Annotated in this window: 17 protein-coding genes; 5 read left to right on the forward strand and 12 right to left on the reverse strand. The window is 44.8% G+C overall.

The genetic code is table 11. From position 1 onward, the window contains the following. Positions 1-66: 66 nt before the first annotated feature. Entirely contained in the window at positions 67-1899 is a 1833-nt protein-coding gene (glmS, locus tag AB4133_RS15435; RefSeq protein WP_017061405.1) for a glutamine--fructose-6-phosphate transaminase (isomerizing), read from the reverse strand. 107 nt (positions 1900-2006) lie between these two features. Continuing rightward, positions 2007-2777, reverse strand: coding sequence for a DeoR/GlpR family DNA-binding transcription regulator (locus tag AB4133_RS15440; protein ID WP_017061404.1), 771 nt, complete (start codon positions 2775-2777; stop codon positions 2007-2009). Positions 2778-3206: 429 nt separating this feature from the next. Between AB4133_RS15440 and pykF the strand changes: the two genes are divergently transcribed. Both pykF and AB4133_RS15450 read left to right on the forward strand, forming a co-directional pair. Further along, a complete protein-coding gene (pykF, locus tag AB4133_RS15445) occupies positions 3207-4619 on the forward strand; it encodes a pyruvate kinase PykF (protein WP_017061403.1) in 1413 nt (470 codons plus the stop codon). A 176-nt stretch (positions 4620-4795) separates the two neighbouring features. Next, complete coding sequence (locus tag AB4133_RS15450; RefSeq protein ID WP_080582236.1) at positions 4796-5467, forward strand: GntR family transcriptional regulator; 672 nt, start codon at positions 4796-4798, stop codon at positions 5465-5467. A 581-nt stretch (positions 5468-6048) separates the two neighbouring features. Here the strand turns inward: AB4133_RS15450 and AB4133_RS15455 are convergent. The 10 genes from AB4133_RS15455 to AB4133_RS15500 all read right to left on the reverse strand — a co-directional run bounded on the left by AB4133_RS15455 (position 6049) and on the right by AB4133_RS15500 (position 21105). Continuing rightward, positions 6049-7932, reverse strand: coding sequence for a diguanylate cyclase (locus tag AB4133_RS15455; protein WP_372224976.1), 1884 nt, complete (start codon positions 7930-7932; stop codon positions 6049-6051). A gap of 113 nt (positions 7933-8045) precedes the next feature. Next, positions 8046-8540, reverse strand: coding sequence for an acetolactate synthase small subunit (gene ilvN / locus AB4133_RS15460; protein ID WP_008219984.1), 495 nt, complete (start codon positions 8538-8540; stop codon positions 8046-8048). 1 nt (position 8541) lies between these two features. Next, positions 8542-10299, reverse strand: a complete 1758-nt coding sequence (locus AB4133_RS15465; protein ID WP_017062926.1) for an acetolactate synthase 3 large subunit — start codon at positions 10297-10299, stop codon at positions 8542-8544. Between the two features lie 460 nt (positions 10300-10759). Next, on the reverse strand, positions 10760-12568 hold the full coding sequence (locus AB4133_RS15470) for a long-chain fatty acid--CoA ligase (RefSeq protein ID WP_136973936.1): 1809 nt from the start codon (positions 12566-12568) through the stop codon (positions 10760-10762). A 201-nt stretch (positions 12569-12769) separates the two neighbouring features. Then, on the reverse strand, positions 12770-13729 hold the full coding sequence (gene leuO / locus AB4133_RS15475; protein WP_136973937.1) for a transcriptional regulator LeuO: 960 nt from the start codon (positions 13727-13729) through the stop codon (positions 12770-12772). A gap of 346 nt (positions 13730-14075) precedes the next feature. Next, positions 14076-15131, reverse strand: coding sequence for an MJ1255/VC2487 family glycosyltransferase (locus tag AB4133_RS15480; RefSeq protein ID WP_017061396.1), 1056 nt, complete (start codon positions 15129-15131; stop codon positions 14076-14078). Between the two features lie 54 nt (positions 15132-15185). Then, positions 15186-15710 carry a phosphatase PAP2 family protein gene (locus tag AB4133_RS15485; protein ID WP_017062930.1) on the reverse strand — a complete coding sequence of 175 codons (525 nt, stop codon included), beginning with the start codon at positions 15708-15710 and terminating at the stop codon, positions 15186-15188. Between the two features lie 294 nt (positions 15711-16004). Beyond that, positions 16005-19112 (reverse strand): efflux RND transporter permease subunit, encoded by a 3108-nt coding sequence (locus tag AB4133_RS15490; protein WP_372224979.1) that lies wholly within the window; start codon positions 19110-19112, stop codon positions 16005-16007. Then, on the reverse strand, positions 19109-20446 hold the full coding sequence (locus tag AB4133_RS15495; protein WP_372224980.1) for an efflux RND transporter periplasmic adaptor subunit: 1338 nt from the start codon (positions 20444-20446) through the stop codon (positions 19109-19111). The genes AB4133_RS15490 and AB4133_RS15495 overlap by 4 nt, the downstream gene beginning before the upstream one ends. Next, on the reverse strand, positions 20446-21105 hold the full coding sequence (locus AB4133_RS15500; protein WP_017062933.1) for a TetR/AcrR family transcriptional regulator: 660 nt from the start codon (positions 21103-21105) through the stop codon (positions 20446-20448). The genes AB4133_RS15495 and AB4133_RS15500 overlap by 1 nt, the downstream gene beginning before the upstream one ends. Before the next feature lie 568 nt (positions 21106-21673). Here AB4133_RS15500 and leuA point away from each other — a divergent pair. The 3 genes from leuA to leuC all read left to right on the forward strand — a co-directional run bounded on the left by leuA (position 21674) and on the right by leuC (position 25940). Further along, entirely contained in the window at positions 21674-23221 is a 1548-nt protein-coding gene (gene leuA / locus AB4133_RS15505; RefSeq protein ID WP_372123319.1) for a 2-isopropylmalate synthase, read from the forward strand. Between the two features lie 97 nt (positions 23222-23318). Beyond that, positions 23319-24410: a 3-isopropylmalate dehydrogenase gene (gene leuB / locus AB4133_RS15510; RefSeq protein WP_017061390.1), complete on the forward strand. Its 1092-nt coding sequence runs from the start codon at positions 23319-23321 to the stop codon at positions 24408-24410. Positions 24411-24527: 117 nt separating this feature from the next. Beyond that, positions 24528-25940 carry a 3-isopropylmalate dehydratase large subunit gene (gene leuC / locus AB4133_RS15515; RefSeq protein WP_017062936.1) on the forward strand — a complete coding sequence of 471 codons (1413 nt, stop codon included), beginning with the start codon at positions 24528-24530 and terminating at the stop codon, positions 25938-25940. Positions 25941-25954 lie beyond the last annotated feature (14 nt).

Below are 25954 nucleotides of genomic sequence, written 5' to 3' on the forward strand. Positions count from 1 at the left end.
ATGAACCATAAAAAAGCCCATCACAGGATGGGCTTCTTATTATCTATATCTTAGGTAAGCTGTCGATTACTCAACTGTTACCGCTTTCGCTAGGTTACGAGGTTGGTCAACGTCGGTACCTTTTATTAGTGCGACATGGTAAGACAGCAGCTGCATCGGTACTGTGTAGTAGATAGGCGCTGTTACTTCACTTACGTGAGGCATCTTGATGATCTTCATGTTCTCATCGCTTTCAAAGCCCGCATCTTCATCAGCGAATACGTAAAGTAGACCGCCACGAGCACGCACTTCTTCAACGTTCGATTTCAGCTTCTCTAGCAAGTCGTTGCTTGGTGCAATAACGACTACAGGCATATCTGCATCGATAAGAGCCAAAGGACCGTGCTTAAGCTCACCAGCTGCGTATGCTTCTGCGTGGATGTAAGAGATCTCTTTCAGTTTAAGAGACGCTTCCATCGCGATTGGGTAGAACTCACCACGACCCAAGAACAGTGTGTGATGCTTATCAGCAAAATCAGGTGCCAGTGCTTCAATTTCTTTATCGAACGCTAATGCTTTCTCGATATCAGCAGGCAGTTGGTGAAGTGCTTGAACGATTTCCGCTTCTTTTTCTTCATTGATACGACCTTGTAGACGACCAATTGACGTTACCATCATCAGCATCGCTGCTAGTTGAGTTGTGAAAGCTTTAGTAGAAGCAACACCGATCTCTGTTCCTGCGCGAGTCATGAAGGCAAAATCAGATTCACGAACCAGTGAAGAACCCGCAACGTTACAGATAGTCATTGCAGACATATAACCCTTCTCTTTTGCAAGACGAAGTGCAGCAAGCGTATCCGCCGTTTCACCAGATTGAGACAGAGTCACCAATAGGCTGTTCGGACGAACAACGAAATCACGGTAACGGAATTCAGAAGCAATCTCTACGTCACAGCTTACGCCAGCTAGAGATTCAAACCAGTAACGCGCTGCCATGCCTGAGTTGTAAGACGTACCACATGCGATGATCTGCACGTGTTCAACCTTGCTTAGGATCTCTTCAGCTTTAACGCCGATCGCGTTAGTGATAACCGAAGTGTCAGAGATACGGCCTTCCATTGTATTGATCAGCGCTGTTGGCTGCTCGAAGATCTCTTTCTGCATGAAGTGGCGGTATTGACCTTTGTCACCTGCGTCGTGTTCAGCGTTTGACTCAACGATTTCACGCTCAACACGCTCACCCGCTACATCAAATACCGTAACATCACGACGAGTTACCTCAGCAACATCACCTTCTTCTAGGTACATGAAGCGACGAGTTACGCTCAGTAGCGCCAGTTGATCAGAAGCAAGGAAGTTCTCGCCGACACCAAAACCGATAACGATCGGGCTACCAGAACGAGCTACAACGATACGGCTAGGATCTTTACGATCAACCGCAACCGTGCCGTACGCACCGTCTAATTGTTTTGCTGTTTTCTGTAGCGCTTCAACCAAAGAAGCTGAAGTGCGAAGTTCCCACTCAACTAAGTGAGCAATAACTTCTGTATCCGTTTGTGAAGTAAATACGTAACCACGCTCTTGCAGCATAGCGCGCAGTGCTTCGTGGTTTTCGATAATGCCATTGTGTACAACGGCAATATCACCAGACATGTGTGGGTGTGCGTTCGCTTCAGACGGCTCACCGTGTGTCGCCCAACGTGTATGAGCGATACCTGTACCACCAATCACTTGTTGCTCTTCTACTGCGTCAGCTAGCTCTTGTACTTTACCTAGGCGGCGTACACGAGTTAGGTTAGATTCAGTATCGACTACAGCGACACCAGCTGAATCGTAGCCACGGTATTCTAGACGACGAAGGCCTTCTACTAAAATTTCAGCTACATCACGCTGTGCTACTGCACCAACAATTCCACACATAGTTTCACTCCATCAATTTTGTTTTATTCCTATTGGCAGCAAGCAAAGGCCAAATCTTCATTAAGATCAATTATAGGAAGGTAAATGCATAATACTTAAATTTGTTTTTACGCTGGATCGGTCAGGATCACTCGAACATCATGTGATTCGATACTTGCTTTGGATTCTTCGCCTAAGTCTGTATCGGTAATTAAGATGTCAATGTGTTCCCATGCCAGCTCTAAGTTCGGGATCTTTCGTCCCACCTTTTCCGACTCAACCATCACGATCACTTCTCGTGACACTTCAGCCATTACTTTGCTCAGGCCAACCAGTTCGTTAAACGTGGTTGTGCCTCTATCGAGGTCGATACCATCAGCCCCAATAAATAGTTGGTCAAAATCGTAAGCACGAAGTACCGACTCTGCAACTTTGCCTTGGAAAGAGTCCGAATGGGTATCCCAAGTGCCGCCAGTCATTAATAACGTCGGCTCGCTTTCAAGCTCATTAAGCGCATTAGCAACGTGCAATGAGTTGGTCATAACAACCAAGCCACGCTTAGCATTAAGCTGCTGAATTAGAGCACCGGTCGTACTGCCACTATCGATCACGATGCGGTTATGGTCGCGAATTAAATCTGCAGCGGCTTTTGCCAATGAAATCTTTCGAGTCGAAACTTGTTGACCCAGTTCTTCGTTGACAACCTCTTTCGGTAACGAAATCGCACCACCATAACGGCGTAAAAGCTGACCGTTTTTCTCTAAAGACGCCAAGTCCTTTCTAATAGTGACTTCTGAGGTTTCGAACTTAGCGGATAATTCATCAACACTAACCTCCCCTTTTTCATTCACTAGGTTAGAAATTGCATGTCTTCTGAGCTGGGTGTTTCGTTTCGACATTTAAAAAAGGCCATTAAGTTTCGATATGAAACATATTATAGTTACAACGAAACTATTTAGTCCATTTATTTTGATCCAAAAAATTAATAAATAGCGATAAAACCTTGTCCTAAGACAATTGTTAAGCAGTGATATTGAACTCATTAGGTGGTAGAATCCGCACCCGAAAAGAAAAAAAATTACAAAACTGACTGTTATTTTTTTGCAACTTACCCCCTATATAGTGGGGTAAGTCACAGAAAACCGATATTGAATCAAAATCTTTTAGTCATAAAATGACTAAAATTGATGAAAGACTTACAACTCTGAAGGACATATTGGAAGTCCCGCGCTTTTACACAACAGGCACAAAATGTTGATGTAGCGGACCAATCTTCAGAACTTAAATAAATTTCAAATTGTAACAATACTTACCGGAGAGTACCTTCCATGAAAAAGACCAAAATCGTATGTACGATTGGCCCTAAAACTGAATCTGTAGAGAAGCTAACTGAACTAGTAGATGCTGGCATGAACGTTATGCGTCTTAACTTCTCTCACGGTGATTTCGCAGAGCACGGCACTCGTATCGCGAACTTCCGTAAAGTAATGGAAAACAAAGGTGAGCAACTTGCTATCCTTCTAGATACTAAAGGTCCAGAAATCCGTACTATCAAACTTGAAGATGGTAACGACGTAGATCTAGTAGCTGGTCAAGAGTTCACTTTCACAACTGACGCAACAGTTGTTGGTAACAAAGACGTAGTAGCAGTAACTTACCTAGGTTTCGCTAAAGACCTAACAGCAGGTAACACTATCCTTGTTGATGACGGCCTAATCGAAATGGAAGTTATCGCAACAACAGAAACTGAAGTTAAGTGTAAAGTTCTTAACAACGGTGCTCTAGGCGAAAACAAAGGTGTTAACCTTCCTGGCGTTTCTGTTCAACTTCCTGCTCTTTCTGAGAAAGACAAAGCTGACCTTAAGTTTGGTTGTGAGCAAGGCGTAGATTTCGTTGCTGCTTCTTTCATCCGTAAAGAAGAAGACGTTAAAGAAATCCGTGAGCTTCTAAACGCTAACGGCGGCGAGAACATCCACATCATTTCTAAGATTGAAAACCAAGAAGGTGTAGATAACTTCGATTCAATCCTTGAAGCTTCTGACGGCATCATGGTTGCTCGTGGTGACCTAGGTGTTGAAATCCCAGCTGAAGAAGTAATCTTCGCTCAGAAGATGATGATCGAGAAGTGTAACCGTGCACGTAAGATGGTTATCACTGCAACTCAAATGCTTGACTCTATGATCAGCAACCCACGTCCAACTCGTGCTGAAGCGGGTGACGTTGCGAACGCAATCATGGATGGTACTGATGCAGTAATGCTTTCTGGTGAAACTGCTAAAGGTAAGTACCCAGTTGAAGCTGTTACTATCATGGCTCAAATCGCGAACCGTACTGATTCAGCTCTTAAAGCTGAGCTAGGTTCTCGTCTAGACAGCCCACGTCTACGCATCACTGAAGCAGTATGTAAAGGCGCCGTAGACACAGCAGAGAAGCTAGCTGCTCCTCTAATAGTTGTTGCAACTGAAGGCGGTAAATCTGCACGTTCAGTACGTAAGTACTTCCCAACTGCAAACATCCTAGCTCTAACAACTAACGAAAAGACAGCTGCACAGCTAGTTCTTACTAAAGGTGTTAAGCCAGTTCTTGTTGACTCTATCGAGAACACAGACGCGTTCTACATCAACGGTAAAGAAATCGCTCTACAATCTGGCCTAGGTAACAAAGGCGACATCGTAGTTATGGTTTCTGGTGCTCTAGTAGCTTCTGGTACTACAAACACGGCATCTGTTCACGTTCTATAAGAATGAACCGATTCGCATAAAATATAAAAGAGGGCTTCGGCCCTCTTTTTTTATGAAACAAAATCTTGCCTAACTTTTCAGTACGCTGTATTATCAATCACAATAGAACTACGTACTGTTAACCTCCAACTGACTCTTTCTAAGAGACGGATTAGCAGACTAGAAATCATATATAGATGAGGTTTGTAATGTCTAGTCCTACGCTCACTGACAAAGTATCAAAGATGATTCGCCAAGATATTCTTAATGGTGAGTTAACCCCAGGCCAAAAGCTTGTTGTTGCTGATCTAAAAGCACGCTACAACGTTGGCGCATCCCCTATTCGCGAAGCCTTGGTACAGTTATCTTGGAGCAAATACGTAAAGCTAGAGCCACAAAAAGGCTGCTGGGTATCTCCTGTATCAAAGAAAGAACTGAATGACCTATACGAAAGCCTTCGTGTTGTATCATCGGTTCTGCTTAAAAAAGCGATTGCAGCAGGTGATGAGAGCTGGGAACTGGATGTACTAACGTCTTACCATAAACTATCGCGAGTACAGTACGTATCTGAAGAGTTTGACTGTGTAGAATGGGAAGAGCGCCACCAGCAATTCCATGTCGCACTGCTTGAAGGTGCAGATTCAGAGAACATGTTTAAGTTCTTTGATGACCTAATTAACCAAGTGAAACGTTACCGCTTCCTCGCTATGTCTGCAGAAAGCGCATCAGATGATCTGTTCAATATTGATGAACACGAAATGATCATGAAACTAGTACTGTCTAAGAATGTAGAACAAGCGACTGAACTGCTTGATCAACACCTGCTAGGTTCAATGAAACGAATTGAAGAAGTTATCGAAGCGGCATGATGCCAAGATAGATTCTAACCAAATAAAAACGGAGCCCAGCGGCTCCGTTTTTTTGTTTCCAGTACCACGACTGAACTACCACCCAAAAAACTCTTTGTGATGAGTATTGAGCAGCACAACCATAGGTAAAAAATACAATGCACTCAATTGAAAGCCAAGAATGGCTAATGTGCCTATGGTTAACCTCACTAAAAAATCGACAAACATACCACGCCTCTTTTAACCAGACTGTATGATCCCCAAACTATTGCTCCAGCTAACCTAATTCTACTGCTGCCTTTCAAGTTATTGATAAGGCTAGCTAACCAGCTGAATTAAGTTAACGGTGTCATCCTTTTACATCTGGTAAACACTCTATTTATTACATCGTTTAACACGATGTAATCTGAAGCAAAGTAGTTTACTTACTGTTCATTTTAGCTCAAATTTCCACCAACATTAGACTTTAGTCTAACTGTATAGATTTTGTGACACAGGTCGCTCAAAAGTGAGATTCCTATAAAAAGGGGGAGAGATAAAGTGAGTCGGGGCCAGCTTGAAGAGGTGAAGCAAAGAGAAGAAAGGATTAGATAGAAGCGAACCTAAGCGACATCATCGTAGCTAGGACACATAGAGACCGTATTACGACCAGACGATTTAGATTCGTAAAGCGCAACATCGGCACACTTGTATGAGCGAGTACTGTTACTTGTTAAATCAGTAAAGCCAACACTCACCGTTATCTTAGTTCCGGCTGCCAGTTCAATCTCTATTCGCAAGCGATCCAATACGCGCTTTGCTTCTGGCAGAGACGTGTGTGGCATCAACAGTGCAAACTCTTCTCCTCCGACACGTGCAACAAAGTCAGTCCCGCGAAGGCTATCTTGCAGAAGCTTGGCGACACTTGCTATCACTCGGTCGCCTTCGTCATGACCAAGTTCGTCGTTGATTCGCTTGAAGTTATCGATATCGACTAAAGCTAAGCAAGTCGTCGATTCATTAGGGTAACGCTCAACCAAGCGAGAATAATACGCGAGCTGCTCTTCGAACTTTCGTCTATTCCAAAGATTACTCAAAGAGTCACGTTCACTTAAGATCCTCAAACGTACTTCAAGCTCCTTCCTTACCGAAATATCAACCAACGAGGTGATGTAGTAACTGACTTTGCCTGAATTGTTTTTGACCGCATGCACTCGCATGATCGCAGTAAAAGGAATACGCAGCTTGTTCTTACACTGAACCTCCCCTTCCCATACTTCTTCTTGCTCTAAATGACTCCAAATAGCCGAGCTTGAGAGCACTTGGTCGGTATTCTCAAGCAGCAACTGCAATGCATTTTGACCGATAACCTGTTTTTTGCAGTACCCAGTCATGTTCTCAAATTCGTTGTTGATCATCATTGTGCGGTGCTGCTTGTCAGAGATCATCACTGCCGACATACCATTCAATGCGGCTCGTGCCAATTTACTCTCTAGGCTTCGGCGTCGGCAGTGCGTCACCAGGTAAGCAAACGGGAAAGCGAATATCAGCACCGTAATCAGAACAATGATCTCTTCATGGGCCAAATCATCTAGATCACGCTCAGCCCGATCCATCAGTTGCTTTTGATTAAGTTGAATCAGTAAATGAACCTTTTGACTGTTCGCGAGCATAACCGTGTTAAAGGCAAACAAATTACCATCTTCAAAAACGTATCCCACCTGATCATTGGAGATCGCATCCCACGTCTTCGGCGCGATATTTTTCAGGTTATAGCCTTTTCTTTCAGGAATAGAGTCTCCGAACAACTTACCGCTGTTGTTACTCGCGATGAAGTAACCCGCGTCATTGAGAACTTCTGCTCTAAGATCGTTATCTGGTGAAAAGCTCAGACGCGACGATAAGCCCCATACATCAAGATTGATGACGAGGTAGCCTACTCTTTCGTCAGGGGTTTCTACTGGGGTAAAGACACGGATTACCGGCGAATAAGGGAAGGTGACTTCACCATGCTCAGTTTCAAGCTCAATACCCCAACCGCCAATCTGTTCGGCTTCTAGTTTTTGAGCGTATTGGAAGTAGTTAGAATCCGACCTATCTTGCAGCTGTTGAGGAAACGTCACTCTACCGGTATCAGAGGAATAGTTAACACGCACCAATTCTTTGCCAGTGACATCTAACAGATGGATTTGTGTATACCACTTCTGGTTCACGAGAACAGATTGCCAGACCTCTTCAAGTAGATGTTTGGTTTGGTCTGAGGGAGAGGAAGCAAAGTTAACCAAGCTCTGGCTATGACTGAGTAGCTCCATGACCGAGACTAACTGAGTCTTGAGAAGATCATAATCTCGCTTGGCATACACTAACTGATGAACGGCTTGCTTAGCTGAGTAGTCAAAGCTCTGCTGTTTTACTTCTTTGTAGCGCTGCAAATAATACAGACATACTGCAGAAGACAATATGATAGAGATAATCAGCAATGTAATTATTGATTTTTTATTTCGCATTGCTAACTCAGATGAATGGAAGTGCAGCGCGGGATTATAGCACTCTAAAAAATTAACAAAATAAAAGCCGCTTAAAAAAGCGGCTTTAAAGTTATTTTTTAAAGACTTATCGTCTAGGCTTTCAACGCACGTTCGCCTCGTGCGATGCCAACAACACCACTTCGAGCTACTTCAAGCACTTCCGTCACTTCAGACAGCGCCTGAATGAAGGCATCCAGTTTCTCGCTAGTACCCGCCATTTGAACCGTATATTGAGAAGCCGTAACATCAACGATCTGACCACGGAAGATATCCGCTGTGCGCTTCACTTCCGCACGAGCAAAGCCGCTCGCACGTACTTTTACCATCAACAGCTCACGTTCAATGTGTTCAAGTTCAGACACTTCTTGTACTTTAAGTACGTCGATTAGCTTATGCAGTTGTTTCTGAATCTGCTCAAGCTGCATTTCGCTCGAGTTAGTAGTGACGTTCAAACGAGACAGCGTCGGATCATCGGTTGGAGATACGTTCAAAGACTCGATGTTGTAGCCACGCTGAGAAAACAAGCCAACCACACGAGAAAGCGCACCAGGTTGGTTTTCCATTAGTAGTGAAATAATGTGTCTCATATTATGTTCTCTCCGTTTTGCTTAGCCACATGTTATCCATACCCTCGCCTTTGATCTGCATTGGGTATACGTGCTCGGTGTCATCCACACTAATATCGACAAATACCAAACGGTCTTTCATCGCCAGTGCTTTTTCCAAACCTGATTCCAATTCATCCGGAGATGAAATGCGCATACCAACGTGGCCATAAGCCTCAGCGATAGCAGCAAAATCAGGAACAGAGTCCATATATGAGTTAGAGTAACGGCCTTGATAAACAATGTCTTGCCACTGTTTTACCATGCCTAGGAAACGGTTGTTAAGGTTAATAATCTTAACCGGGATATTGTATTGCAGCGCAGTCGACAGCTCTTGGATATTCATTTGAATACTGCCGTCACCGGTTACCACAACCACCTCTTCATCTGGCTTAGCAAACTTAACGCCCATACCAGCAGGCAGGCCAAAGCCCATCGTGCCTAGACCACCAGAGTTAATCCAACGACGTGGCTTGTTAAACGGGTAGTATAAAGCAGCAAACATTTGGTGTTGACCTACGTCAGAAGCAACATAGGCATCGCCATTGGTTACTTTATGCAGTGTTTCAATTACTTGCTGTGGTTTGATGCGCTCAGACGATTTCTCGTAAGCTAGGCAGTCACGCTCTTGCCACTGCTTGATTTCACTCCACCAGCTTTCAATTGCTTCTGCATCGTTAGTGCCGCCTTGCTCAACGAGCAAGTTCACCATGCTCTCTAGAACCTTTTCAGCAGAACCTACAATCGGTAGATCCACTTTTACGTTCTTAGAGATCGAAGATGGGTCGATATCAATGTGCATGATCTTCGCATCAGGGCAGTACTTATCTAGGTTATTAGTCGTTCGATCATCGAAACGTACGCCAATACCAAAGATCAAATCCGCATTGTGCATCGCCATATTGGCTTCATATAAACCATGCATGCCTAACATACCCAAAGAGTTCTTATGGGTGCCAGGGAAAGCGCCAAGCCCCATTAGGGTGCTTACCACAGGTAAATTCAGTGCCTCTGCTAATTTTAACAGCGGCTTATCTGCCTCAGAAATAACCGCACCACCACCGACATAAAGTACCGGCTTCTTCGCTTCAAGAAGGGCTTTTAGCGCCTTTTTGATCTGACCTTTATGACCCGTAACCGTTGGGTTATACGAACGCATTTTGAGCGTTTCTGGGTATTCATAAGGAAGCTTGATTTGTGGGTTTAAGATATCTTTCGGCAGATCAATAACCACAGGACCGGGACGCCCTGTCGTTGAAATATAGAATGCTTTTTTAACGACTTCAGGGATATCTTCCGCTTTCTTAACTAAGAAGCTGTGTTTAACGATCGGGCGTGATACACCCACGATGTCACACTCTTGGAAGGCGTCATTACCAATGAGGTTATTTGGTACGTTACCAGAAATAACAATCATTGGGATTGAGTCCATGTAGGCGGTTGCAATACCAGTAACGGTATTGGTCGCACCTGGACCAGAACACACAAGTACTACACCCGGTTTACCGGTAGAACGAGTATAGCCATCTGCCATGTGGGTAGCGGCTTGTTCGTGTCGCACTAATACGTGTTTAATTTCAGCAGTTTTAGCATGCAACGCATCGTAGATATCAAGTACAGAACCACCTGGGTAACCAAAGATTTGTTCTACACCCTCTTCAATTAGAGACTGCACCACCATCTCAGCGCCGGATAACATTTCAGCGCCGGATGACATGGCTGTTTCAGGTTTTGTTGTCATATTGCTCTCCTCACCAGTTTCCAATCATATTTGGTGAACATGTTGGGCTGGTTTTTCATAGTCTAGGGCTTATTCGTAGCCTAATTCGAAATACTTCCACTTTTTCGGCTATGGCTGTCTGTCGTGATAACAACAAACAGTAATACGAAACAACTTTAACGCTTTATTATCATCTGGTCTAACACCTGTTATTCGGCAACTGTGCCAAAAAACCAACTATTAGCTCAAAGCATTAAATAAAACCCAACTCAGCCCCCCACGCCAGGTTTAAACACTAGTTAGCGAACAAAAAAAAGCACTTAATATTTTAATAGATCGCTATTTATCGATAAACCACGAGCTTGCTGGTGTGCGCTTTCGCACATTGTGCTGTGTCATTAGATACAAAAAATCCCCCTAAAAATGCAATCACATTCGTAGGGGGATTTTTAAACAACTGAAAATTTATCTAAGCAGAAAACTACTTATCTTTAGGCTTTTCGTTGTACATTTCTTCGATTTCGTCTTGATACTTATCGTTGATAACTTTACGACGCAATTTTTGAGTTGGTGTCAGTTCACCATCATCCATAGAAAATGCTTTTGGTAGCAGTTTGAATTTCTTCACTTGCTCAAACTTAGCCAGTTCTTGCTGTAGGTCATTCACACGCTTTTCTAGCATCTCGACGATTTGGTGATGCTTAACCAGCTCAACGCGATCGTGATACTTGATATTAAGCTCTTTGGCGTACTCTTCTAGCGAGTCATAACAAGGAACAATCAGCGCAGAAACGAATTTGCGTGTATCAGCGATAACAGCAATCTGTTCGATAAAGTGATCTTTACCAATCGCACCTTCAACCACTTGCGGGGCAATATACTTACCACCAGAAGTTTTCATCAGCTCTTTGATACGATCAGTAATGAACAGGTTACCATTTTCATCAAAATGACCCGCATCACCGGTTTTCAAGAAACCGTGCTCATCGAATGTCTTAGCTGTCTCTTCTGGCATCTTGTAGTAGCCACGCATCACCATTGGACCGCGAACAAGAATCTCGTCCTTAGCACCAATTTTTACTTCTGCGCCCGGCATCGACATACCAATCGAATCAGGGTTAAAACAGCGATCATCCCAACAAGATACTGTTGCCGTGGTTTCTGTCATGCCGTAGCCAAGTTTTACGTTGATGCCGATAGCATGGAAGAAACGACCAATCGTCTCATCAAGCTTCGCGCCACCACATGGCATGAAGTTGATGTTACCGCCGAGTAGAGCGCGCAGTTTAGATAGCACAAGCTTATCAGCTAGCGCATGGCTCTTCTTCAGCATCAACGATGGAGTACGACCTTCTTGGTGACAAACTGAAAGCTTTGCTCCCATGTTCACCGCCCAAGTAAATAGCACTTTACGAATAAATGGTGCTTTAGATACCTTCTCGTGAATCGCAGAGAAGATCTTCTCGTAGAAGCGTGGAACCGCACACATTACAGTAGGTTTCACATCACTTAGCGCATCACGCACTTGCATCGTATCTTGCAGGTAGCAGTTGGTTGCGCCTTTATAAAGAACGTAGAACGTCCAAGCACGCTCAAATACGTGTGATAACGGTAGGAAACACAATGAGACATCGTCTTTGCTCAGGCTAAGGCGCTCATCGTGGCCTTCTAACTGGTAGCCAATGTTGGTGTAATCAAGCATTACGCCTTTTGGCTGACCTGTGGTACCAGAGGTATAGATAAGAGTCAGCAGGTCGTCCATGCTTGCATCAGCAAGACGCACGTCAAGTTCAGCTTGTTGTGCTTCAACGCCGCGCGCCATGAAATCAGCCCAAGATACCGCAAAGCTATGGCCTTGAAGATCGATATCATCAGACATCGCGACAACCACTTCTAGCTGTTCACACTCTTCGAATAGGCTCACCGCCGCGTCAAATTGAACTTGCTCACCAACGAATAAGATCTTCACATCCGCATTTTGGATGATGTAAGACGACTGTGCTGCTGTGTTGGTTGGATAAATCGGCACAGTCACAAGACGAGCTTGTAAAGATGCAAAATCTGCCACGGTCCATTGAGGCATATTATTTGAATAGATACCGATCTTATCTTGAACTCTCAGTCCCTGAGCCAATAGTGCTAATGAAAGCGTATCGATTTGTTGTCCAAACTGCTCCCAGCTAATACCTTGCCATACATTGTCTACTTTGTGCTTCAAAGCTGTACGGTTGCCGCCTTGGGCAATTTGGTCACGAAGTCTTTTTACGATATGAAAATCTAAATTGGCCATCTCTTTACCTTTGGCTTACACCTGTAAGCTTTTTTGAGCGCACAAGTGTACCTCTGATCATGGAAAAGGCAACTGATGAAGCTCAAAGTTATAAGTAATAGTACGTCTCACGCTAAGTTTTCTATCAACAAAAATAGCAGGTACAAAAAAGCCCCAAGCCAGACTCCTAGCTTAGGGCTTATAAAACATAGGGATTAGTGTCTAGTTAAGTGCCACTACTTCGCCACAGATCATCATTAACTGATCTCGTAACCAAATGTGTCCTTTGTCCTTTTCACTTGATTCGTGCCAGCTTAGGAAGCCTGAAATTGCCGCATTATCAAATGGGAAATCTAGAATCTGAAGCTGCTCTTTGTTTGCTGCATGTTCTACCATCCAACGAGGAGCAATCGTTACTAGTTCAGACTGACCTACAACGTAAAGAACGTTGCTTAGGCTCGTGCCTTCGTAGAAAGGCATGCAGTCTAGGTCACGGTAAGCTTGCTCAGAGAAGCTACGTTGACCGTGAATGCGAGACAATTTCGCGTGCTTTTCGTTAAGCAGCTCTGCCGCTGTTACTTCACCGTTAATGCGTGGGTGAGAAGCAGAAGCGACAACAACCAACTCATCTTGGAAGATTTCAGTGCTTGAGAAACCTTGCTCATCAAAGCGAGCGTAATCGATCACGAAGTCGATTTCTTGGTAGCGCATACGCTCAGAAAGCTGACGATCGAACTCAGCGTCCATGTGCAGTTTAACGCTAGGTGCTTGCTCGTTGATAGTCGACATAATCTTAGGAGCAAAACGCATATCACAAGGGCTGCAAATCGCTAGTTTGAACAGGCGAGAAGACGACTCTGGAGAGAACACAGAACTTGGTAGTTCGTTGCGTACTAACTGTAGCGCTTGGCGGATTGGACCAAACAACTGACGAGCACGTTGAGTCGGTTGAATACCACGACCTTGACGCATGAATAGTTCGTCGTTAAACATCACTTTTAGACGAGCAACAGCGTTACTTACAGCAGGCTGAGACATACCCAGATTGTGAGCTGCACGTGTAATGTTTTGCTCTTGCATAACTGCATCAAATACAGTCAAAAGATTTAAGTCGACTCCACGAAGTGTGCTTTCCATTCTGTAGCTTGCAATAGCACTCATTGCGTCTTTCTTATCTAACATTCAAGTTGCCTCTTGTCGGTTCGACAGCGTTAAATTGGTAATGGTATGAGAATAGATAACCACTAATTCTTATATTTATCAGACCGATGTTTTTCGGATTGACATTACTATTAACCAATGCATCTCGAGCTACCAACAAGATTGATAAAGAATAATTTTATTTTACCTTAATGATTAAACAACATCTAAAAATCAATTATTTATAGAGTTATAAAAAAACATAAAATGCGTCACTTATGAGTTTAATTTCGACTTATTTAGCTGTTCTATCGTTTGGTTACATTTGTTACAATTTATTGAACTCGTGAATTGTTCAACCGGCCAATTCAGAAATAGCACTTATGAGTTAGGTGAGCGATGCATAACTTGGAAAGTCGACCTTGTCCCAAAGTTGCTTTCTTAAATCATCTTGATTAGACCAATTCCCTGCTAATACCCACTCAACGAGTGCACTTGCCACGTCTGGATAGGTGACCACTTCGGCCTGTTTTTCACTGAGCCAAGCGCGCAAAATAGCCGCATCTAAAAACGTCATGGTTTGAGCTAACCCAAGGGCCTCTAGCGTCGCCACATTGCTCTGTTGTTCGAACTGTCCTTCGAGTGGTTTGAGAAGCAATTTCTTCCCCAAAGTTAGGGCTTCAGATGGCAATTCAAAGCCGCCATTTGCGACCACACCAGAGCACTGATTGAGGTCGAATTGAAAGCCCGCATGACTCAGTGGTTTGAACTCAATATTTTCAACTCGGCTATGCTCAATCACATCCGGGTGGTAACAGACAAAGTTTTGCGAAATGAACTTCATCAGCAGCTCTGAGATCGACTCAAGATCCTCAAATGGCAAATAGACCAACGTAAAGTCTTGTGTTGTTTTTATTTGTTGCACACCAACCAGCGTGTGAACGATAGGCGGCAAAATCGGCTGTTCAAAGTGATACCAGTGCAAGCCAATAGAGTGCTCGGTTGGGGCGAAATGTTGAATCACTGAATGTTCAATCCAGTTGCCCCCTTCTTTGGGTACATCATAACGAAACGCATTCTGGTGGCTTATCCCAATGCATGGCACACCTTGTCTCTTAGCCGCCCATGCAGTGACAGGCTCAAAATCATTAATCACTAAGTCATAAGGCGTAAGATCGATCTGGTTAATCTCACGGAGAAATCGCCAGATGTTGTTCTTCATGAATGTTTTGCCGTATTTAACCTGCCCCTGCTCGCTGTAAAAAGTTAAGCCGCTGCGGGTCTGATAGTTGCCAAACGCTTCCATCGAAAAGTATTTGCTCTCATCTCGCCCAGAGAACAGAAAATCGACATCAATATTTTGCTGACGAAAAGCGACGGCCATTGCTCTCGCTCGAGCGATGTGCCCATTTCCTGTGCCTTGTACGCCATATAAAATTTTCATGCATGTTCCTTTAAATTTACCACTTAAGCTCGGCAGTGGTTGCCAACAAAATAATTACAGGATGAAGCTGATAGCGAGGCTGGTACAAGCGATGCCCAAGGCTGCGCCAATCAGTACGTCCGTTAAAAAGTGCACACCGAGCAGGATTCGAGAGCCTGCAATCGCAGTTGCCCACACCAAGCTAAAGAGGTACAAGCTCGGATAGAAATGCCCGATTAGGGTCGCCATAACAAAAGCAGCAGCGGAATGCCCTGAAGGCAGACTGTATTTATCGGATGGCACAATATGAGAGTGAAGTAGTGAAGAGAATTCAGCTGGTCGACGGCGCTTGAGGGTATTTTTAGCAAACCAGTAAATAGGCAGTTCGATTGCGAAGGCGGTTAAACCGACCAATAGAAAATCTCGACCGGTGTTGCTATCGACCAGCAGTGCAATCAAGGCAATCAAAACATAAAGGTGTCCATCTCCAGTATGAGACACCGCTTTACTGAGCGTTGCATGTTGCCCGCCATAGCGGTTGTTTAAACAGAAAACAGAAAATGCCACATCCCAGCGGACAATAGGTTCGATAGTACGCATACGATCTCCTTAACAATCCTTATTCAGTTAAGGCTCAAGTTATGCCCAACAAATGACAGTTAAGTGACGTTTTGAATGAACTAAAATGAAATTTCCCATGCTTGATAGACAGGTCAATGGATCAAGTCAGGATGGCGATAGAAGCGACCGATAAAAATAAAGCGACCCAAGGCCGCTTTATTCTTCTATGTTTTCAATTCTTTATATAAGCAAGCAAACGCTACTTCTATCGTGTTAATGGTTATAGCGTTCGCTAATAATAGTAGTACTCGCAAATGATAATAGCGCTAAAGGCTATAGGGCTAATGGCTCGTGCTTTTTCACCAAACCGAAATCCGCCAATATCGCGTAGGCCGCTGGGATCATAAACAATACTAATAAGGTCGAGGCAAATATGCCGAATACGATCGAAATAACCAGTGGCTGGATAACCTGAGCCTGTAAGCTGGTTTCCGTCAACAGCGGTAGCAAACCTGCCGCAGTCGTCATTGAGGTCAAGAATACCGCTCGGAAACGCTCGCGACTGGCTTTTACCACCGAGTCATGCACGCTATCTCCCTCATCGACATGGTGACGAATGTACTGCACCAACAAGATGGAATCATTAACCACAATCCCGGCAAGCGACACAAAGCCCATCATGCTTGGCATACTCAAAGAATGGCCAAGTATCCAGTGACCAACGACCACCCCAATAAAAGCGAGTGGAATCGCTAACATCACGACCACAGGCTCTAAATAGCTTCTGAACTGATAGCTAAGAATCGCAAACACGCCGAATAAGCCGAGCAAGAATCCTTTGCCCATCGAAGCGCCAGTCTTGGCTGCATCCTTGGCCTCCCCTTCGAAATCAAAGCGTAAACCCGGGTACTTCTGAATAAGTTTGGCGGCTTCATCTTTTTGGAACTGAGCCAAAATCGCGGATGAACTCGCTTTCTTATTATCAATATCACCAAAGATACTGATGGTTCTCAACCCATCGATACGTTGGATTCGCACATAGTTACGCTGAAAATCTAACGTTGCCAATGTTGCTAATGGAATCTGACTGCCGTCTGCAGTGATGATTGGGAAGTTAGCCAGCTGCTGTAAATCACCCGCTTGTTCTTTATCAAGACGAACTTCAATCGAGATATTCTCAACACCGATTTGAATCTCATCCGCTGTCTGACCAAAGAAAGCCGCACGTAATTGGGAAGCGATCATCTGTCCATTCACATTGTAGGTCTCAGCGCCCGGACGCAGCTTCACCAAAATCTCTTCTTTACCCATACGCATGTCATCCAGCACGCCGTGCACGCCATCAAACTGATTAAGGTATTCCTGAATATCCAAAGAAGCCGATTTCAATGCGCTCAGGTCATCATGCTTAGCACGAATCTCAATCGCACGGCCGCCCGGCCCCATAGTCGGTTGCTTGAAAACTAACGAGATAGGATCAGCCAAGTCACCGATGTCTTCTCGCCATGCATCAATAAAGTCATCAATAACCGTGTTACGACTCTCTGCTCCGCGTAAGTCTAAGCGCACGGTAGCTAAGTGCGGACCAGATTCGTTGGCATCTGCGTTGGCATTAAATTGGCTAGTAATGTGCTCAACCAAGGTGTTGCCTTCTTCGACCTCTTCGCTCCACTGCGCATTTAAACGCTCGGCTGATGCAACAATCTTATCGACCACTATCTCGGTTTGAGACAGTGACGCCCCCGGCGGAAGAATGATACGCGCCTCGGCAATATCGCCATCCAACTCAGGGAACGGTTGGAATTTGACAACACCACCAGCAATCAAGGCGACCGAAAGTAACAACAGCGTAATCACTCCGCCCATAAAGGCATAACGGAAGGTCACGACTTTCTCAACCATGTTCATCAAAGTGGTATTACGAAAGTTCTCGAATTTCTCAAGTAACACAACCTTAAAACGCAGCGCTGGCTTGTCATTCTTTTCTTTATGTAATGAATGAGATAGGTGATTAGGTAGAATCAAGAAGGCTTCAATCAAGCTCAACGACAGCACCAAAATCAAGACTTGAGGAACGGCCTTAAGCACCGCGCCCATCTCACCATCAAGAAACAGTAAACTACCGAAAATACACACCGTGGTTAGGAAAGAAGACAACACTCCGGGAAGCACCTTCTTAACACCGTTGTACACCGCATCGTCAACGTTTTGCCCCCGATCTAAATGGGAGGCTATCGATTCGGCGATCACAATGGCGTCATCCATCATAATACCGATTGCCATCAACAACCCGACCAGCGACATAATGTTAATCGACAAACCAAGGTTGGCCATTAAGAACAAGCCACCAAGGAAGGCAACTGGCAACCCTGCCGCCACCCAAAATGAATAACGTAAGCTGAAGAACAGCCACATAGTTGCGAACACCAGCACAATACCTTGCCAGCCGTTGCGTACCATCATGGTTAAACGATCCCAAAGCACAGACGAGAGATCATTGGTCATTTGCAATGTCACGCCATCAGGAGCAATCGCGCTTTGATCTTCAACGAATCGTGTTACGTTCTCTTTGATTCGCAGCGCATCGTCTTCTTTGTTCTTACTGATCTTAAGCAGCGCTGAAGGCTTGCCATCAAATAGCACCTTTTGCTCATCAAGCTCAAAGCGGTCGGTTATTTTGGCTATGTCTCTCAAACGAATCACCGAGCCATTAGGCGCAGATCCAACCACGATGCTTTCCAGCTCAACAGGCGTAACTCGTCTCTCGTCGAAACGAATCAGAAAGTTTTTGTCTGGTGTTTCAACGTTACCACTCGGCAGTTTTACATTCTGTCGACCAATTTGATCCGCGATATCACCGACACTCAAACCCAACTGACGAATAGCTTGGGTATCCAGTTCCACTCGATATTGATGATCCGAGAAGCCGCTAACCTCGACCAAAGAGACATCGTAATCAAGCTTCATGGTGCGCTTAAGATCTTCCGCGTAGGCCTTAAGTTCTGGCCACGACGTTTCGGCTGTTATAGCGATATCGACAACTGGTTCATTCCAATCTAGCTCTTGAACAACAGGCGATTCAATCTCAGTTGGGAAGTCATTGATCGAGTTGATCTGGGTTTGCACGTCCACCAGCATTCGGCCGATGTCCGCTTTTTCATTTAACTTGAGAATTAAACGGGCGCTGCCTTCGATCGCTTCACATTGAGTCTCTTCAATGTTGGCTAAGCCGTCTACTGCATCTTCCATTCGTACACACAAGCTCTCTTCCACTTCTTGTGGAGAGGCGCCGGGATAGACAATCGCAGCCATAATGTAAGGCGGATCGTAAGCGGGGAAGGTTTCACGTTTGATGGTTGATAGTGAGCTTAGACCCAAGATCAACAACCCAAGCATCAACAAGTTTGCTGCTGTTGGGTGCCGAGAGAAAAATTTGATCATGACGCACTCTCCTGAGTATCTGACTCAAGCTCGGCCTCTTCAGAGTTCGACTCTCTCAGTAACATGCCTTCGATTGCTGGCAGGACATCATTGAGAACCAGTTTATCTCCAGTTTGTAGCTCTCCACTTACAACCACTTGATTGTCTCTACGATAAAGCACTTCAACATTGACCACTTGCAAACGCTGATTGTCATCCATCAGGTAAACCTTATCACCATGCAGTGCTCGCTCTGGAACCACCCAACTTAGATTCGCGACACCCTCAATCTCAGCTTTGACAAACATACCGTTAACCAAAGGCGTTGCGCTGTCTGGTTGCAATTGTGAGTAATCTTGAGCGATCTCGAGAATAATCCCCGCCGTCGCTTGGTTTTCATCAACCGTTTCACTGATTCTTGCCACCTTCGCAGGCCAACTGAGGTTAAGGTTGCCACTGTTAAGTTGAATGCTTGCTTTGATTGGCGCTTCATAAGGATTAGGGATTCCTGCAGCATCACGAGGGAACTGGTTAAAGCTGGAGGCTAAAGTTTGCATATCGTGAATAGAAAGTTGCGCCTCCACTTCCATGACATTAATCCCGTGAGCAATAAACATCTCCTGCTGAAGGTTAACTACTTGATTTTGTTCGATATCAACCTGAGCAATTCGCATCGCTCTTGGTAAAGTGATCGTGGTCTTATCGAGAGAGCGCTGCGCCTCTTTTACCTTAGACACGTTGACCTTAATCACCGCTTCCGCAACACGCTTTTCATCTGGCATCAACGCGATTTGGTTCGCGATATCTAATACCAACTTCTGCTGAGACAATGCGCTTTGTTGTTGCAGGTCGACATCCGATTGAGAGGTGAGCCCTTTCTTACGCAGATCCTGTTTACGTTGTAGCTCTTTATTGCTGATCACCAAACGATTCTTTTCGATCTTAAGAGTCTGATTAAGGTTGTCTTCTTCTTGATTCAATTTCGCTAATGAGGTTTGGCTTGATTTTAGATCCGCCTCTGCTTGTATCAGTTTCAATTCGTAATCCAATGGATCAACCTTGAGCACGACCGTTCCTGCAGGGATCACCTGGCCTTTTTCAAGATCTGGATGTCGATACACGATCTGTCCTGTCACCTCAGCAATCGCTTTCCATTCAACTTTAGGCACTACTTTGCCAAAGCCGACCGCTAACGGCGCTATCAGTTGTTGTTCTAGGCTCACAGTATCAACTAAGCGAGCCCTATCACCCCCAGGTTTGGTTGGAAGATCCGGCTTCAAGTTAATCGCGGCGACAAGGCCAATAACACCAACCGCAAGTGCTGGAAAGAAGAGTAGTTTTTTATTTATTTTCATTATCTTTGGTCCTGCACGGAAGAAGGGCTCGGTGCGTTAATAAAGCCTTCAGTCATCAATTGAATGTTGTGTTCGATTAAACGATTAAGAAATTCTTCATTAATCTCAATCCCATGAATTGCCAATAAAGGCGGCGGAGCGATGAAAGGAAACACCATCAAGCTTACATACGAAATACGGCACAATTTTGGATCCATGTTCTGTTTTAAGATGCCTTGTTCAACCAACTTTTCAAAAATGACATCTTGGGCTGGCTTTGCAACATCGAGGAAAACCTTTTCGAGCAACTCTCTTTGCACTTCAGAGGGAGGCATATTCATCACTTGGGCTATCAAGCGAGGAAACTTCGGCACTTTGACCATCTCTTTGTAGTAAGTCCGCATTAAATCAAGAAAGTTCTCATGACTGCTTTCATCAACGAGTCTCTGCATTTGTAATTGCATAGGGCGTAATGTTTCACGCAGCATCGCCTCAAACAATCCGGCTTTACTGCCAAAGTAATAGCGAATCATCGCAATATTCACACCCGCTCGCTCAGCAACTAAGCGAGTCGATACCTTGTCGTACGGTTGAACCACGAACAGATCTCGAGCGTGCTCAATGAGTAACTGCCGTACATCTAGATTCTGTTGAGGTCGCCCTGCTTTACGCGCTGCCATCACTGAGACCTATCCCTATAATTAATCACACGATTAATTATAGGGATAAATCGACATGGTTGTAGAAGATTAATTACTCACTATTTAATCAAATGATTAATTAATTTAGCCACCCTTTTAATTTTATTGGTGAATCGTTCCATCAAAAAGATTTACTACAAAGTTTTAACCTACACATCAGCCAAACGATAAACTAACCACCCAGTACAAAACACTCAATCAGCTGATAACACCAGCAAACAACACGCAAGCAGCACAAACCAAAAAAAAACACCGCCAAAGCACGCTGATATTGGATTTTCTTGTTTGACGCTCAGAATAAATTGCGGTAAATATGGTGTTAACAGTTTATTTACGGATATTTGTGTAATGATTTTTTCTTCTTCTCGACTGCTGAAACTTCTCCTTATCGTGAACCAATCGCGCGGGTAAGTTGTGGGTCAAGAACTACACAAATATTAAAACCCGCGCTGAGCGGGTTTTTTTGTAACTGGCACTTTTAAAAGAACATCATTCTTAATAATAATTTGGATAGCAATCGATTCATTATCGATATAAGGAAGCACCCATGAACGATCAAGTGATAATTTTTGACACGACCTTACGTGATGGCGAGCAAGCGTTGGCTGCAAGCTTAACGGTAAAAGAGAAATTACAGATCGCTTATGCACTTGAACGACTGGGTGTAGATGTTATTGAAGCGGGCTTTCCGGTGTCATCACCAGGCGACTTTGAGTCAGTACAAACCATCGCAAAAAATATTAAAGACAGCCGAATCTGTGCACTTTCTCGTGCTGTAGCGAAGGATATCGATGCCGCTGCAGAAGCGTTAAAAGTCGCTGAGCAGTTCCGTATTCACACCTTCATATCTACATCAACGGTTCACGTGCAAGATAAATTACGCCGTAGCTACGACGATGTTGTCGATATGGCAGTAAAAGCGGTAAAGCATGCGCGCAACTACACAGACGATGTTGAGTTCTCTTGTGAAGATGCCGGTCGTACACCTATCGACAACCTATGTCGTATGGTTGAAGCGGCAATCAACGCGGGCGCGAAAACCATCAACATTCCAGACACAGTGGGCTACACAGTACCTAACGAGTTTGGTGGCATTATCAAAACGCTATTTGATCGCGTTCCAAACATCGACCAAGCAATCATCTCTGTTCACTGTCACGATGACTTGGGTATGTCGGTTGCTAACTCAATTGCTGCGGTACAAGCCGGTGCTCGTCAAGTTGAAGGTACTATTAACGGTATCGGTGAGCGTGCGGGCAACTGTTCTTTAGAAGAAATCGCAATGATCATCAAAACTCGCCAAGAGTTACTAGGTGTTCATACTGGTTTGAATCATCAAGAGATTCACCGTACCAGTAAATTGGTTAGCCAGCTTTGCCATATGCCAATTCAAGACAACAAAGCAATCGTTGGTGCTAACGCGTTCAGCCACTCTTCAGGTATCCACCAAGATGGCATGCTTAAGAACAAGAACACTTACGAGATCATGACACCTGAGTCTATTGGCTTGAAAAACAAAGCATTGAACCTAACAAGCCGCAGTGGTCGTGCAGCCGTTAAGAGCCACATGGACGCAATGGGCTACAAAGACAATGAGTACAACCTAGATTCATTGTACGAAGACTTTTTGAAACTGGCTGACCGTAAAGGCCAAGTATTCGATTACGACCTAGAAGCACTAATGCACTTCGCAAATCTACGTGACGAAGATGACTTCTATAAACTTAACTACCTAAGCGTACAATCTGGTAGTGTTATGTCTACCACTAGCATCAAGCTGCAATGTGGTGATGAAGAGAAATGTGAAGCGGCTGTCGGTAACGGACCTGTTGATGCTTTATACCAATGTATCTACCGCTTAACGGGTTACGAAATTGCATTGGATAAATTCGACCTTACCGCGAAAGGTGAAGGCGAAGATGGCTTAGGCCAAGCTGATATTATTGCTAACTATAAAGGCCGTAAGTACCACGGTACGGGCGTTTCAACGGATATCGTTGAGGCCTCTGGTCAGGCGCTACTGCACGTTATTAATAGCATTCAACGCGCAGACACCATTGCTGAAATGAAACAGCAAAGAATCGCAACAGTTTAAACACCCAATAACAGAGCCCTAGAGCCGATGTTATTGGCTTTAGGGACAAAATTTAAAACGAGCGAAAGAGCTCAGTAACAAGAATTAAAGGATTAACATGACTGATAAATCATACAAGATTGCCGTACTACCTGGTGATGGCATTGGCCCAGAAGTAATGCAGCAAGCACACAAAGTGCTAGACGCGATTGAAAAGAAGCATGCGATTAGCTTTTCTCGTGAAGAGTATGATGTTGGTGGTATCGCAATTGATAACCACGGCTGTCCACTTCCAGAAGCGACAGTAACAGGCTGTGAAGAATCTGACGCAGTACTATTTGGCTCGGTTGGCGGCCCTAAGTGGGAACACCTTCCACCAAACGATCAACCAGAGCGTGGTGCCCTACTTCCTCTCCGTAAACACTTCCAACTGTTCTGTAACCTACGTCCTGCACAAATCCACAAAGGTCTAGAGTCTTTCTCGCCTTTGCGTGCTGACATTTCAGGTAACGGCTTCGACATCGTTGTAGTTCGTGAGCTAACAGGCGGCATCTACTTCGGCCAACCTAAAGGTCGTGAAGGCGAAGGCGCAACTGAGAAAGCTTTTGATACCGAGGTTTACCACCGTTACGAGATCGAACGTATTGCCAAGATTGCGTTTGAATCTGCACGTCTACGTAACAAAAACGTTTACTCAATCGATAAAGCAAACGTTCTGCAGAGCTCTATCTTATGGCGTGAAGTGGTTGAAGAAATCGCAAAAGATTACCCAGATGTCACGCTAAACCACATGTACATCGACAACGCGACCATGCAGCTAATCAAAGACCCATCTCAGTTTGACGTAATGCTATGTTCAAACATCTTTGGTGACATCATCTCTGATGAGTGCGCAATGATCACTGGCTCTATGGGTATGCTTCCTTCTGCAAGTTTAAATGAAAGCAACTTCGGCCTATACGAACCAGCAGGTGGCAGCGCACCAGATATCGCAGGTAAGAACATCGCAAACCCAGTCGCGCAAATCCTTTCTGCAGCCCTAATGCTTCGTTACAGCCTAGGCGAAGAAGCGGCAGCACAAGACATCGAAGCAGCGGTTTCTAAAGCACTTTCTGCAGGCGAGCTAACGGCAGACCTTGCTGGCAAAAACCAAGCGCTGACTACCTCTGAAATGGGTGACAAGATCGCTGAGTACATCTTAGCTTCATAAGCTAAAGGCTCCGATTAGAAGCAAGTACATAAGAATAATATCAAGCCAAGTCAGCGTAAACCGCATGACTTGGCTAGAAACAAACACTGGGACTGATGCTCCCAAGGAAGAAAAGCTATGTCGACAAACCAGCACGCAAAAACCTTATACGAAAAAGTTTATGACGCTCACGTTGCGGTTGCAGCGAAGGGCGAAACACCAATTCTTTATATCGATCGTCACTTAGTTCACGAAGTAACGTCACCTCAAGCATTTGATGGCTTGCGTGAGAAAGGCCGCAAAGTTCGCCAAGTTGGCAAGACTTTCGCGACCATGGATCACAACGTATCGACACAAACTAAAGACATCAACGCTTCTGGTGAGATGGCTCGTATCCAAATGGAAACGCTATCGAAGAACTGTGAAGAGTTTGGTGTCACGCTTTACGACCTAAACCACAAATACCAAGGTATTGTGCACGTAATGGGCCCTGAGCTAGGTATTACTCTGCCGGGCATGACCATCGTATGTGGTGACTCGCACACGGCTACACACGGTGCATTTGGTTCACTAGCATTCGGTATCGGCACTTCAGAAGTGGAGCACGTTCTAGCTACGCAAACGCTAAAACAAGCTCGCGCTAAAACCATGAAGATCGAAGTAAAAGGCAAGGTTACTCCTGGCATCACTGCAAAAGACATCGTGCTAGCGATCATCGGTAAAACAACGGCTGCTGGCGGTACTGGCTACGTAGTTGAATTCTGTGGTGAGGCAATTACCGACCTTACGATGGAAGGTCGTATGACAGTATGTAACATGGCAATCGAGCTTGGCGCTAAAGCAGGCTTAATCGCTCCAGATGCAACGACATACGAGTACATCAAAGGTCGTAAGTTCTCTCCAGAAGGCGAAGACCTAGAAGCAGCAATCGAATACTGGGATACGTTAAAAACCGATGCTGATGCAGAATTCGATGCAGTTGTTACATTAGAAGCGGCAGACATCAAACCACAAGTCACTTGGGGTACCAACCCAGGTCAGGTTATCTCAGTAGACACACCAATCCCTGCACCAGAAAGCTTCGCAGACCCTGTAGAAAAAGCATCAGCTGAAAAAGCGCTGGCTTACATGGGTCTTGAAGCCGGTAAATCTCTATCTGATTACAACGTAGATAAAGTGTTCGTGGGTTCTTGTACTAACTCTCGTATCGAAGACATGCGTGCAGCAGCAGCGGTAGCGAAAGGCCGTCAAGTAGCGAAACATGTTCAAGCGCTTATCGTTCCGGGTTCAGAGCAAGTTAAAGCACAAGCTGAGGCTGAAGGCCTGGATAAGATCTTCATCGAAGCAGGCTTTGAATGGCGTTTACCGGGTTGCTCTATGTGTCTTGCGATGAACAACGACCGTCTAGGTCCACAAGAGCGCTGTGCTTCTACATCAAACCGTAACTTTGAAGGTCGCCAAGGCCGTGATGGTCGTACGCACCTAGTTAGCCCAGCAATGGCAGCCGCAGCGGCTATCGCTGGTCACTTTGTCGATATTCGTGAACTTTAATTAGAGGATTTAAC

It is taken from the genome of Vibrio sp. 10N.286.52.F8 (genome assembly GCF_041468745.1).
Taxonomy (GTDB): Bacteria; Pseudomonadota; Gammaproteobacteria; order Enterobacterales; family Vibrionaceae; genus Vibrio; species Vibrio crassostreae_C.